Consider the following 12774-nt stretch of genomic DNA (forward strand, 5'->3'; position numbering starts at 1 on the left):
GCCCGACAGGTGTCACGGCGCCTCGGCCAGGGTCGCCGTCACGGTCTGCTCCTCGCCGTCACGCTGGTAGGTGATCTCGATCTGGTCGCCGACCGCGCCGGCCTGCACCGCCGAGACCAGGTCGTCGGCGTCGTTGACGATCGTGTCGCCGACCCTGGTGACCACGTCGCCCTGGGCGATGCCGGCACGGTCCGCCGGGCTGCCCTCCTCGACCGCCGCGATCATCGCGCCGCCGCCGTCCGCAGGGGTCACGTTCACCCCGAGGTACGGGTGGCTGATCTCTTCGCCGGCCATCAGCGCCTCGGCGACGTCCTTGGCCTTGTTGCTGGGGATCGCGAAGCCGACGCCGATGTTGCCCTCGCCCTGGCCGGAGGTGGCGATCGCGGTGTTGATGCCGATCACCTCGCCGTTGGTGTTGACCAGCGCGCCGCCGGAGTTGCCCGGGTTGATCGGGGCGTCGGTCTGCAACAGTCCGGACATCGAGGTGACCTGGCCGCCACCACCACCGAACGGGTTCTGCTGCTGGCTGCCACCGACCTGGATGGTGCGGTCCTGCGCGCTGATGATGCCGGCGGTCACCGAACCCTGCAGGCCGAGCGGGCTGCCCAGGGCGAGCACCGTGTCACCGACCCGCATGCTGCTGCTGTCGCCGAACGTCGCCGGAGACAGCCCCTCGGTCTCCTCGACCTGGATCACCGCCAGATCGGTCCGGGCGTCGGTGCCGATCACCCGACCCTGCGTGGAGCTGCCGTCGGCGAAGTAGACCTCGACCGCCCCGCCCTGGGCGGACTCGACGACGTGGTTGTTGGTGAGGATTAAACCCTCGGTGTTCAGCACCACGCCCGAGCCTTCGCCCGACCCGGTGGAGATCGACACGACGCTGTCCTGGACCGCGTCGGCGATCTCGGCGAGCGACGACCGGTCGACCACCGGTGCCGCTTCGCCGCTGCCACTGGTGCGGACCGTCGGCGACGACGAGCTGCCGTCGAAGGCCGCGACCACTGCCCCACCCACGACGCCGGAGCCGAGCATCAACGCGAGGACGACCGCCGCGCCGGCGACGATCCGACCGATCCGGCGGGGCCGTCGGCCGTCGGCGGCGGCCTGCGCGGCCGCGCCGGGCGGTGGTGTCCAGATGGTGTGCCCTGCCTGTCCGTAGCCGTGGCCGGCGTACGGGTGGCTCTGGTTCCACTGCTGCCCGTAGATGACCTGGGCGTACCCGGGGGCGTAGGGCCCGGCGGCCGGTGGTCGGCCGGCCGACGGCGTCGCCTGCCCGGCGGCCGGCGCCTGCCCGGCGGGCGACGACGGTCCGGCGGCCGGCGGGGCGGTGACCGGGTGGTCGGCGACGGCGTCGGCCGGTGGGGCCTGCTGGCCGGCGTACGGCTGGTTGGTGGGCGTCCAGTCGCTGGACTGCCGCTCGGCGGCACCCGCTGCGGCACCGGCGGTAGCGCCGGCGGCGGTGCTACCGGGCTGCCCGGCGGCGGGGGCCTGCCAGGGGCTGGCCGGCGGTTGAGCCTTGTCCGACGGCTCCGCCGGCGGCGTGGTCTCGTGCTCGCTCATAGGTTCAGCTTGCCCCTCGGCTCTTTGCTCCACCTGTTTTCCCGCTGAGCCTTTGCTGAGAGTCATGATTCGTCATCGTCGATCAGTCCTCCGGTCGCCAACGGTAGCCGTACCCGGAAGGTGGCCCCTTCGCCCGGCGTGCTCTCCACCTCGACGGTGCCGGAATGCGCGGCCACCAGGGCGGCCACGATCGCCAGCCCGAGGCCGGTGCCGGACGGCCGCTCCGCGCTACGGGTCCGGGCGGCGTCGGCCCGGTAGAACCGCTCGAACACCCGCTCGGACTGCTCCGGGGTGAGCCCGGGACCGTCGTCGGCCACCTCGACGGTGGCGAAGCCGGGCTCCTCGGCCCGCAGCCGCAGGGTGACCGTGGCGTCGGCCGGGGTGTGGTTGATCGCGTTGGCCATCAGATTGCCGATCACCTGCCGCAGCCGGGCGTCGTCGCCGAAGACCACCAGCGTGCCGGCACCCGGCCCGATGTCGAGCTCGACCCGGCGCTGCGGGTCCACCACCCGCGCGGCCTGGACGGCGTCGCTGGCCAGCACGGACAGCTCGACCGGGGCCAGGTCGAGTGGCCGTTCCCGGTCCAGCCGGGCCAGCAGCAGCAGATCCTCGACCAGCAGGCCCATCCGGGCGGCCTCGTCCTCGATCCGGCGGACCAGCCGGGCCGCGTCCTGCGGCGAGGCGGCCGCCGCGCCCTGCCGGTACAGCTCGGCGAAGCCGCGGATGGTGGTCAACGGGGTCCGCAGCTCGTGCGAGGCGTCGGCGACGAACTGCCGCATCCGTTCCTCCGACCGGCGCGCCCGGGCCTCGGAGTACTGCGCGGCCACCGCCGCCTCCCGCGCGGCCGACTCGGCCATCCGGGCCGCCCACTCGGAGTTGGCCCGTGCGGTGAACGCCGCTTCGATCTGGGTCAGCATGGCGTTGAGGGTGCGTGACAGCCGACCCAGCTCGGTCTGCGGCACCTGCGCCCCCGGCTCCGGATCGGGCACCCGCCGGGTCAGATCCCCGGCCGCGATCGCCGACGCGGTCTGCTCGATCTCCACCAACGGTTTCAGGTTGGTCCGCACGATCGCCGCGCCGGCCAGCGCCAGCAGCACCAGCACCCCGCACCCGACCATGGTGTCGATCCAGACCAGCCGGCCGACGGCCTTGTCCACGTCGGCCAGCGACTGCCCGACGGCGATGACCTGGCCGGTCGGCAGCGACGCGTACAGCATCCGCCACCGGGGCGAGCCGTCGCGGGCGTGCGCGGTGAACGGATCGCCCCGCAGCTGTTCGAAGCCGGCCAGGTCGGCGGGCCAGCGCGGCAGGTCGCTGCGGTCCAGCCGGTCGACGTCGTACCACGGGCTACTGGCCAGACCGTCACTGTCGGTCACGATGACCAGGTAGTCGCTCGGCGGCTGGACCTTGAGCGTCTCCGGCTGCTGCCAGTACGGCAGATCCTGCAGCAGGTCCTGCGCGTTGCCGATGTCGGCGCGCAGTTTCGTCACGTAGTCGCGCAGATCCGCGTCGATCTGGTCGATGAGGTGGCTGCGCAGGAACACCGCAGTGCTGACGCTGATCACCAGCAGCGCCGTGAAGACCAGGCTGAGCACGGCCGCGACCAGCTTGACCCGCAGCGGTACGCCGCGCAGCCAGCCCATCATCGGCGGCGGCGGTTTCACGCCGCCGGTTTACGCAGGACGTAGCCGACACCGCGCAGCGTGTGGATCAGCCGTGGCTGGGTGTTGTCGACCTTGCGGCGCAGATAGGAGATGTACGACTCGACGATGTTGTCGTCGCCCCGGAAGTCGTAGTTCCACACGTGGTCGAGGATCTGCGCCTTGGACAGCACCCGGTTGGCGTTGAGCATCAGGTACCGCAGCAGCTTGAACTCGGTCGGCGACAACTGCACCCGGTTGCCGGCCCGGTGCACCTCGTGGGTTTCCTCGTCGAGCTCCAGGTCGGCGAAGGTCAGCCGGGAGGTCGCCTGGTTGCCGTTGCTGGTGCGCCGCAGCACCGCCCGGATCCGGGCGGTCAGCTCCTCCAGCGAGAACGGCTTGGTGACGTAGTCGTCGCCGCCCAGGGTCAGCCCACGGATCTTGTCGTCGGTGGCGTCGCGGGCGGTGAGGAAGACCACCGGGGTCCGCGTACCGGCCTCGCGCATCATCCGGATGACCTCGAAGCCGTCCAGGTCGGGCAGCATCACGTCGAGCACCACCAGGTCGGGCCGCCGCTCGCGGGCGGCGTTGAGCGCCGCGCTGCCGCTGGTCGCCGTGGTGACGTCGAACCCGGCGAACCGCAGGCTGGCGGAGAGCAGCTCGAGGATGTTCGGGTCGTCCTCGACGACGAGCAGTCTCGCCTCGGTCTGCGGTGCGCTCATGAGCGCATCATCCCCGACCGGCCTGGATCTGGCCTGCAGGACGGCTGACAATCAGCTGTGAACCAGCTCGGCGCCGCGCCGGCAGGTCCACGCCGCGTCAGCCGACCAGGTCCAGGTCCGCGCGGTCCGGGCGGCCGACGCGGTCGGACAACCGGGCAAGGGTACGCCGGTGCGGCGCCCGCTGCGGCGGCACCGGCGCGGCCACCTCGACGGTGACGGCCAGACCGCGCAGTCCCAGCACCCGCCGGACCGACGGCCACAGCGCCTCGTCGCCGATGAACGCCGCCACGCTGGTCGGCACCGGGTCATCGGCGGCCGGCCCGGCCGCACCGACCAGGTGGTACGTCAACCCGACCGGCACCACCGGCACCCCGGCGTCGAGCGCCGCCTGGAACAGCGCCGGCCGGAACGGCATCACCGACGCCGTACCGGCACTGCACCTGCCGCCGCCCGAGGCGGCGCCGCCAGCCAAGGTCAGACCGGTGGTCCCGCAGGTCGTGGTGGCCTGTGGGAAGACCGCGACCTGCCCGCCGCAGCGCAGTACGGCACCAACGGCGGCGACGGTGTCCGGCAGGGTCCGGGGGCGCTCCCGGTCGATGAAGATGGTCCCACCGGCGCGGGCCAGCGCGCCGACGACCGGCCACCGCCGGACCTCGACCTTGGCCAGCATCCGGGCCGGGGACACCGCGAGGATTGCCAGGGTGTCCAGCCAGGAGACGTGGTTGACGGCCAGCAGCGCCGCCGTACGGGGTCGGGCGCCGACCAGCCGCAGCCGCACGCCGAGCGCCCGCAGCAGGCCCCGCGCCCACCAGGTGCCGACGGTCGGCCGCCACCGTCGGGGCGACACCGGCAGCCAGAGCAGCAGGGCACCACCGACGGCAAGCATGGCGAGGACCCCGGCCAGCCGGACGGCCCGACGGGGCACACCGGCGGCGGGCACCGAGCGCGGCGGCGGCAGGCAGCCGTGGCCACAACCGGAACGGGGCCGCCAGAACGTGCCCGGGCCGCTCACCGTGACTCCAGGAAGTGCCGCAGGTAGCGGGGGTCCATCCGGTCCAGCGACAGCAGCACGTACAGGTCGGCGACGCCGAACACCGGGTCGTGGGCCGGTTCGCCGCAGACCCAGGCACCCAGACGCAGGTAGCCGCGCAGCAGCGGCGGCATGACGGTACGGGGTCCCCGGGCCGGCGCCGACGCAAGCGCCGCCGCGGCACCCGCCGGGGCCGTCACCCGTACCGTCGCGGGTTCGGTTTCGGCGAGCCACGGTCGGCGCGGCCGTACCCGCAGCAACGGCGGGCTGAGATGGGCACCGCGGACCTCCCGCCAGACGGCGTGCGCGGCCAGGCCGCCGTCGGCCAGCGGCACCGAGGCGCAGCCACCCAGCCAGCGCAGGTTGCGCGACCGCAGGTAGCGGGCGATCCCGGACCAGATCAGGTTGATCACCGCGCCACCCCGGTGGTCGGGGTGTACGCAGGACCGGCCGGCCTCGACCAGATGGTCGTCGAGCAGCCGCAGCGGCCGGGTGTCGAACTCGGCGTCGGCGTAGCGGCGGCCGAGTAGCCGGGCCCGGTCCGGCGGCAGCAGCCGGTACGTGCCGACCACCGCCCCGGTACGGGTGTGCCGCACGACGAGGTGGTCGCAGTGGTCGTCGAACTCGTCGACGTCACGGTCGGGGTGCGTGCCGACCGACCCGGCACCGAACTCGGCGGTGAACACCTGGTGCCGCAGTCGTTGCGCGGCGGCGACCTGTTCGGCGTCCTCGGCGAGGGAAACGGTGTATTCGCTGGTGGCGACGGGTGCGGTGGCAGTCGACAACAGTGCCATGAGATCTGTGTAAGGGGTGCCGGAACCGGCGGCGTGTCGCCAGCGGATGGCAGCGGTGTCGATCCGGTGAACGCCGGTGGCGGCCGGCTGCGAGGATGGGCCGGTGATCGTCCCTGCCCGGTTCAACGGGCCGCCCGACTCGGCCAACGGCGGGTACGCCGCCGGGCTGGTGGCGCAGGTGGTGCTGGGTGCCGACCCGGCGACGGTGGTCGCCGACCGCGCCGTCCGGGTGACGTTGCGCCGGCCGCCACCGCTGCAGACCGAGTTGCGGGTCGATGCCGACGCGACCACCGGTGCGGTGCGGGTGACCGCCGGTCCACCGGCCGGCGCGGTGCTCGTCGCCGAGGCCGAACCCGTGGTCGGATCCGACCCGTCGACCGGGCCGCTGCCGCCGCCGGTCGACCTCGCCGCCGCCGAGGCGGCGAGTACGGCGTACCCCGGTTTCGTCGCGCACCCGTTCCCCAGCTGCTACGTCTGCGGCCCGCAGCACGCCGACGGGCTGCGGATCTTCCCCGGCCCGACCGGTCCCGGCCGCACCGCCGCACCGTTCGTCGTGCCGGCCGACCGTACGGTGCCGACGGTGTGGGCGGCACTGGACTGCCCCGGTGGCTGGACGGTGCTCGCGCCGGGTCGGCCGTACCTGCTGGGGCGGATGAGCGCGACGGTGGCCGCGCTGCCCGACGCCGGCGCGCGGTGCGTCGTGGTCGGCGAACTGGTCACGACCAGCGGTCGCAAGGCCGAGGTCCGCACCGCGCTGTACGACCCGGCGGGTCGACTGCTCGCGGCGGCGCAGGCCACCTGGATCGCGGTGGCGGCCGGCGGGGTGGGCGAGCCGGTTTGACCTGACCCGGCGCAGCCGTGACGCTGAGCGACGCCGACCCGGACCGGGGTGTCCGGGCGGCATCACGATGGAAGGAGCCAGATGTCGGACGGACGCATCGTCGTCTCCGGGCTGACAAAGCAGTACCGCACCGTGCGGGCGGTCGACAACCTGTCGTTCACCGTGGAGCCCGGTCGGGTGACCGGGTTCCTCGGACCCAACGGCGCGGGTAAGACGACCACGCTGCGGATGCTGCTCAATCTGGTCACCGCGACCAGCGGTACGGCGACGATCGACGGTCAGCGCTACGCCGACCTGTCGGAGCCGCTGCGCCACGTCGGTGCCGTGCTGGAGGCCTCCAGCGCGCACAAGGGCCGGACCGGGATCAACCACCTGCGGGTCATCTGCGCGGCGGCCGGGCTGCCCCGCGAGCGGGCCGCGCAGACCCTGGCGATGGTCGGGCTGGAGCCGGCGGCCAAGCGCAAGTTCAAAGGCTATTCCCTAGGGATGCGCCAGCGGTTGGGCATCGCCGCGGCGATGCTCGGCGACCCGAAGGTGCTGATCCTCGACGAGCCGGCCAACGGGCTCGACCCGGAGGGCATCCGGTGGATGCGCGATCTGCTCAAGTCGTTCGCGGCACAGGGTCGTACGGTGCTGGTCTCCAGTCACCTGCTGGCCGAGATGCAGCTGCTCGCCGACGACGTGGTGATCATCGCCGCCGGTCGGCTGGTCCGGCACGGCCCGGTCGCCGAGGTGATGGCGTCGATGTCCGGTGCGGCGGCCGTCCGGGTCCGTACCCCGCACGCCGACCGGTTGACCCCGGCACTGACCAAGGCCAGCGCCACGGTGACGCCGACGCCGGACGGCGCGCTGCTGGTCACCGGGGTGGACGCGCCGACTGTCGGGCGTACCGCGCTGGCCGAGGGCGTGGAGTTGCACGAGCTGACTACCGAACGGCCCGACCTGGAGCGGGTCTTCCTGGAACTGACCAGCGCGAAGGCGGCCATCCGATGAACCTGGTACGGAGTGAGCTACTGAAGATCGGCACCACCAGCACCTGGTGGATCTTCGGCCTGATCTCGCTGCCGCTGTGGGGGCTGACCCTGCTGGTCAACTACGTGCAGACGACCATCCTCGCCGACCCGGCCAACCGCGCGCAGGTGACCGGCGACAACGCCGAGGTCCTGGAGGCGGTCAGCGACGGGCCGGTGCTGGCCGCCAACCTCTACACCAACGGTCAGTTCTTCGGGCTGTTGATCGTGATGCTGCTCGGCGTGATCGTGGTGACCAACGAGTACTTCCACCAGACCGCGACGACCACCTTCCTGACCAGCCCACGCCGTACCGAGGTGATCCTGGCGAAGCTGGCCGCCGCGTCCCTGCTCGGGCTGCTGTTCTGGCTGGTCACCACGGTGATGAACCTGATCGTCGGCGCGCTGCTGCTCAACGTCCTCGACGTGGGCACGCAACTGGGCACCGGCACCGTCTGGGAGGCGGTCGGGCTGAACGCGCTGGCGTACCTGCTGTGGGCCAACTTCGGGGTCGGGTTCGGGGTGCTGATCCGCAGCCAGCTCGGTGCCACGGTCTCGGCGATCCTGCTCTACCTGGGCGGCTACCTGGGCGCGGCGATCATCCTGACCACCCTCGCCGCCCGGTTCGGCGACTGGATCAACGACCTGCAGCTGCTGGTGCCGTCGCTGGCCTCGCAGTTGATGGTCGCCGGGACCGACCTGCCCGGCAGCCCGCCCCGTTGGGCGGGCGCGCTGATATTGATCGGTTACGCGCTGTTGACCGGCATCGTCGGCACAATGATCACCCGGCGGCGCGACATCTCCTGATCCGGCCGGGCGAGCCGCGACGCACCACGGTGTGCTCGCCCGGTGCAGCAGGTCCGACCTGCGTCGCGGCTGTCCCGACGGGCTGTCGGGACAGCCGCGACAGCAGGGACCAGCGCTGTGAAAAGTGACACGAGCCGCGTGCGACAATGCCGCCCGTCGTGGTACGGCGTAGCCTGGAAGCCGTCTTCGACCAGCGCCCCCAGCCAGGTGGCGTCCCCGCGTGACAACCGACCCGCGTGAAAGAGGCGATTACCGGCCGTGTCGACCCAGCAGACTTCGCAGAACAATCCGCTGGCGGGTTTCGGCCCGAACGAGTGGATCGTCGATGAGATGTACCAGAAGTATCTCACCGATCCCGGCAGTGTCGATCCCGCTTGGCACGACTTCTTCGCCGATTACGACCGGGCGCGGCCCGCCTCACCGACCGAGGCGACCGCCGCCACCGCCACCGCCACGGCGGCGCGGGCCGGCACCGACGCTCCGGCCGCCCAACGGTCGGTCGATCGGCCCGACACCGGCACCGACCGACCGGCGGCCCCGGCGGCCACCGGTGGCCGCAGCGGTTCGGCTGCCAAGGCCGCCGGCGCCGCCCGCACCGACACGTCGAGCACCCCGGCGGCCCCGGCCAAGGGCGCGACGAAGGGCACCGAGAAGGCGCCGGCCCGGGCCACCACCACCGCGACGAAGTCCACCGCCAAGGCCGCCCCGGCGAAGGGCGCCGGCACGAAGGGCGCCACCGCTGACCCGGCTGCCGGGGCCGGCGGCAGCCGGCAGACGCCGCTGCGCGGTGTCGCCGCCCGGATCGTGCAGAACATGGACGCGTCGCTCACGGTGCCGACCGCGACGAGCGTCCGCGCCGTCCCGGCGAAGCTGCTGGTCGACAACCGGATCGTGATCAACAACCACCTGGCGCGGGGCCGCGGTGGCAAGGTCAGCTTCACCCACCTGATCGGGTACGCGCTGGTCCGTGCGCTGGCCGAGCACCCGGAGCTGAACAACTCGTTCGCCGAGGTCGACGGCAAGCCGCACATGGTCGCCCCGGAGCACGTCAACCTCGGCATCGCCATCGACCTGGCCAAGCCGGACGGCTCCCGTACCCTCGTGGTGCCGTCGATCAAGGCCTGCGAGCAGATGGACTTCCGGCAGTTCTGGCAGGCGTACGAGGACGTGATCCGCCGCGCCCGCCGCAACGAGCTGACCATGGAGGACTACGGCGGCACCACGATCTCGCTGACCAACCCCGGCGGGATCGGCACCGTGCACTCCCAGCCCCGGCTGATGACCGGCCAGGGCGCGATCATCGGGGTCGGCGCCATGGAGTACCCGGCACCGTACGCCGGGATGTCCTCCGAGACCCTCGCCGACCTCGCCGTCAGCAAGGTCATCACGCTGACCAGCACCTACGACCACCGGATCATCCAGGGTGCGCAGTCCGGCGAGTTCCTCAAGGTCATGCACGAGCTGATCCTCGGTGAGCACGGCTTCTACGACCAGATCTTCACCTCGCTGCGCATCCCGTACGAGCCGGTGCGCTGGATGCGCGACGTGGCGGTCAGCTCCGAGGGGCAGATCAACAAGACCGCCCGGGTCAACGAGCTGATCCACGCCTACCGGGTGCGCGGGCATCTGATGGCCGACACCGACCCGCTCGAGTTCAAGATCCGCAAGCACCCGGACCTGGACGTCCTGCAGCACGGCCTGACCCTGTGGGACCTGGACCGGACCTTCCCGGTGGACGGGTTCGCCGGCAAGCAGCGGATGATGCTGCGGCAGATCCTCGGGGTGCTGCGCGACTCGTACTGCCGCCGGGTCGGCGTCGAGTACATGCACATCCAGGATCCGGAGGAGCGCCGCTGGATCCAGGAACGCATCGAACGTGGCTACGAGAAGCCCGACGCCGGCGAGCAGAAGCACATCCTCAACCGGCTCAACGCGGCCGAGGCGTTCGAGACCTTCCTGCAGACCAAGTACGTCGGCCAGAAGCGGTTCTCGCTCGAGGGCGGCGAGTCGCTGATCCCGTTGCTGGACGAGATCCTGCAGTCCTCGGCCCGGGCCGACCTCGACGAGGTCGTGATCGGCATGGCCCACCGGGGTCGGCTCAACGTGCTGGCCAACATCGTCGGCAAGCCGTACGAGAAGATCTTCTCCGAGTTCGAGGGGCACCTCGACCCGAAGTCCACCCAGGGCTCCGGCGACGTGAAGTACCACCTCGGCCAGGTCGGCAAGTTCACCACCCCGGACGGCGAGCACGGCATCACCGTCTCGGTGACCGCCAACCCGTCGCACCTGGAGGCGGTCGACCCGGTGCTGGAGGGCATCGTGCGGGCCAAGCAGGACCGCATCGACCTCAAGCTGGAGGGCTACACCGTCCTGCCGCTGCTGGTGCACGGTGACGCGGCGTTCGCCGGGCAGGGTGTGGTCGCCGAGACGCTCAACCTGTCGCAGCTGCGCGGCTACCGTACCGGCGGTTCGGTGCACGTCGTGGTCAACAACCAGGTCGGGTTCACCACCGCGCCGGAGTACAGCCGTTCGTCGCTGTACAGCACCGACGTGGCCCGGATGATCCAGGCGCCGATCTTCCACGTCAACGGCGACGACCCGGAGGCGGTGGTCCGGGTCGCCCGGCTCGCCTTCGAGTACCGCCAGGCGTTCAACAAGGACGTCGTGATCGACCTGGTCTGCTACCGGCGGCGCGGCCACAACGAGGGCGACGACCCGTCGATGACCAACCCGCTGATGTACGCGATCATCGACTCCAAGCGCAGCGTCCGCAAGCTCTACACCGAGGAGCTGATCGGTCGCGGTGACATCACCGTCACCGACGCCGAGGAGCTGCTGCGTGACTACCAGACGCAGCTGGAGCAGGTCTTCAAGGCCACCCGTGACGCCGCCGCGTCGGCCACCAGCCGGATGCCCGCCCGCCAGCCGGAGCCGGAGCCGGAGGTGGCGACCGCCGTCGACGCCGCCGCGATCGCCGCCGTCGGCGAGGCCCACGTCGACCTGCCGGAGGGGTTCACCCCGCACAAGCGGATCCAGCAGTTGCTGGAGCGGCGGGCCAAGATGGCGGTCTCCGGCGACATCGACTGGGGTTTCGGCGAGATCCTCGCCTTCGGCACCCTGCTCGCCGACGGGGTCACCGTCCGGCTCGCCGGCCAGGACTCCCGCCGGGGCACCTTCGTGCAGCGGCACGCGTCGGTGGTCGACGCCCGCACCGGCAACGACTACCTGCCGTTGGCCAGTCTGGTCACCGACGAGTCCCGCTTCTTCGTGCACGACTCCCTGCTCAGCGAGTACGCGGCGATGGGCTTCGAGTACGGCTACTCGGTGGAGAACCCGGAAGCGCTGGTGCTCTGGGAGGCGCAGTTCGGCGACTTCGTCAACGGGGCGCAGTCCATCGTCGACGAGTTCGTCTCCTCCGGTGAGGTCAAGTGGGGGCAACGCTCGGCGCTGACCCTGCTGCTGCCGCACGGCCACGAGGGGCAGGGCCCGGACCACACCTCCGGCCGCCCCGAGCGCTACCTGCAACTGTGCGCCGAGGACAACATGCGGGTGGCGATCCCGTCCACCCCGGCGAACTACTTCCACCTGCTGCGGCGGCAGGCGCTGTCACCCAAGCGCAAGCCGCTGGTCGTGTTCACCCCGAAGTCGCTGCTGCGGCACAAGCTCTGTGTCTCCAGCGTCGCCGACTTCACCACCGGCACCTTCCAGCCGGTGCTGCCCGACCCGGTGGCCGCCAGCCGGCCGGAGGCGATCAAGCGGGTGCTGCTCTGCTCCGGCAAGGTCTACTACGACCTGTTGGCAGCCCGGGCCGAACGGCACGCGGTCACCGGCGGCAACGGTCAGCTCGACACCGACACCGCGATCATCCGGGTGGAGCAGTTGTACCCGCTGCCGGTGGAGCAGCTACGGGCCACGTTGGCGGCGCTGCCGAACGCCGAGGACTTCGCCTGGGTGCAGGAGGAGCCGGCCAACCAGGGCGCCTGGTCGTTCGTGGCGCTCAACCTGTTGGAGCACCTCGACGGCGTACGGCTGCGGCGGATCTCCCGCCCGGCGGCGGCGGCACCGGCGGTCGGCTCGACCAAGCTGCACGACGTGGAGCAGGCGGCGTTGATCGACGCCGCGCTGCCGCGCCGCTGACCACCGGGGAGGCGGCATGTACTTCACCGACCGGGGCATCGAGGAACTGGCGCAGCGCCGTGGCGAGGAGGAGGTCGCGCTGACCTGGCTGGCCGAGCGGCTGCGCGACTTCGTCGACCTGCACCCGGAGTTCGAAACGCCGATCGAGCGGTTCGCCACCTGGCTGGCCCGTCTCGACGACGAGGACGAGTAGTCAGCGACGAGACCGGATGATCAACATCTGACGGTGGTCC

Annotated in this window: 10 protein-coding genes; 5 read left to right on the forward strand and 5 right to left on the reverse strand. The window is 71.8% G+C overall.

Annotation, left to right across the window (positions count from 1 at the left end; genetic code table 11):
- Positions 1-12: 12 nt before the first annotated feature.
- From O7608_RS28950 to O7608_RS28970, 5 genes are all read right to left on the reverse strand, one after another.
- Positions 13-1560, reverse strand: a complete 1548-nt coding sequence (locus O7608_RS28950; RefSeq protein WP_289207560.1) for a S1C family serine protease — start codon at positions 1558-1560, stop codon at positions 13-15.
- A gap of 62 nt (positions 1561-1622) precedes the next feature.
- Positions 1623-3206 (reverse strand): sensor histidine kinase, encoded by a 1584-nt coding sequence (locus tag O7608_RS28955; protein ID WP_289211087.1) that lies wholly within the window; start codon positions 3204-3206, stop codon positions 1623-1625.
- Positions 3207-3220: 14 nt separating this feature from the next.
- Entirely contained in the window at positions 3221-3922 is a 702-nt protein-coding gene (locus O7608_RS28960; RefSeq protein WP_289207561.1) for a response regulator transcription factor, read from the reverse strand.
- A 97-nt stretch (positions 3923-4019) separates the two neighbouring features.
- Entirely contained in the window at positions 4020-4934 is a 915-nt protein-coding gene (locus O7608_RS28965) for a lysophospholipid acyltransferase family protein (protein WP_289207562.1), read from the reverse strand.
- Complete coding sequence (locus tag O7608_RS28970; protein WP_289211088.1) at positions 4931-5737, reverse strand: GNAT family N-acetyltransferase; 807 nt, start codon at positions 5735-5737, stop codon at positions 4931-4933. The genes O7608_RS28965 and O7608_RS28970 overlap by 4 nt, the downstream gene beginning before the upstream one ends.
- 112 nt (positions 5738-5849) lie before the next feature.
- Here O7608_RS28970 and O7608_RS28975 point away from each other — a divergent pair, with 112 nt between their 5' ends.
- From O7608_RS28975 to O7608_RS28995, 5 genes are all read left to right on the forward strand, one after another.
- Positions 5850-6587 (forward strand): hypothetical protein, encoded by a 738-nt coding sequence (locus O7608_RS28975; protein ID WP_289207563.1) that lies wholly within the window; start codon positions 5850-5852, stop codon positions 6585-6587.
- An 81-nt stretch (positions 6588-6668) separates the two neighbouring features.
- On the forward strand, positions 6669-7580 hold the full coding sequence (locus O7608_RS28980; protein ID WP_289207564.1) for an ABC transporter ATP-binding protein: 912 nt from the start codon (positions 6669-6671) through the stop codon (positions 7578-7580).
- Entirely contained in the window at positions 7577-8404 is an 828-nt protein-coding gene (locus O7608_RS28985; protein WP_289207565.1) for a DUF2705 family protein, read from the forward strand. Before O7608_RS28980 ends, O7608_RS28985 begins: the two co-directional genes overlap by 4 nt.
- A 258-nt stretch (positions 8405-8662) precedes the next feature.
- Entirely contained in the window at positions 8663-12541 is a 3879-nt protein-coding gene (locus O7608_RS28990; RefSeq protein ID WP_289207566.1) for a multifunctional oxoglutarate decarboxylase/oxoglutarate dehydrogenase thiamine pyrophosphate-binding subunit/dihydrolipoyllysine-residue succinyltransferase subunit, read from the forward strand.
- A gap of 16 nt (positions 12542-12557) precedes the next feature.
- On the forward strand, positions 12558-12734 hold the full coding sequence (locus O7608_RS28995; protein WP_289207567.1) for a DUF6104 family protein: 177 nt from the start codon (positions 12558-12560) through the stop codon (positions 12732-12734).
- The last annotated feature ends 40 nt before the right edge of the window (positions 12735-12774 follow it).

It is taken from the genome of Solwaraspora sp. WMMA2056 (genome assembly GCF_030345095.1).
Classification (GTDB): Bacteria; Actinomycetota; Actinomycetes; order Mycobacteriales; family Micromonosporaceae; genus Micromonospora_E.

What these genes read in the sequence shown, in the direction of transcription:
- O7608_RS28950 (WP_289207560.1), bottom strand. Translation starts at nt 1,560, where the DNA reads ATGAGCGAGCACGAGACCACGCCGCCGGCGGAGCCGTCGGACAAGGCT.
- O7608_RS28955 (WP_289211087.1), bottom strand. Translation starts at nt 3,206, where the DNA reads ATGATGGGCTGGCTGCGCGGCGTACCGCTGCGGGTCAAGCTGGTCGCG.
- O7608_RS28960 (WP_289207561.1), bottom strand. Translation starts at nt 3,922, where the DNA reads ATGAGCGCACCGCAGACCGAGGCGAGACTGCTCGTCGTCGAGGACGAC.
- O7608_RS28980 (WP_289207564.1), top strand. Translation starts at nt 6,669, where the DNA reads ATGTCGGACGGACGCATCGTCGTCTCCGGGCTGACAAAGCAGTACCGC.
- O7608_RS28985 (WP_289207565.1), top strand. Translation starts at nt 7,577, where the DNA reads ATGAACCTGGTACGGAGTGAGCTACTGAAGATCGGCACCACCAGCACC.
- O7608_RS28995 (WP_289207567.1), top strand. Translation starts at nt 12,558, where the DNA reads ATGTACTTCACCGACCGGGGCATCGAGGAACTGGCGCAGCGCCGTGGC.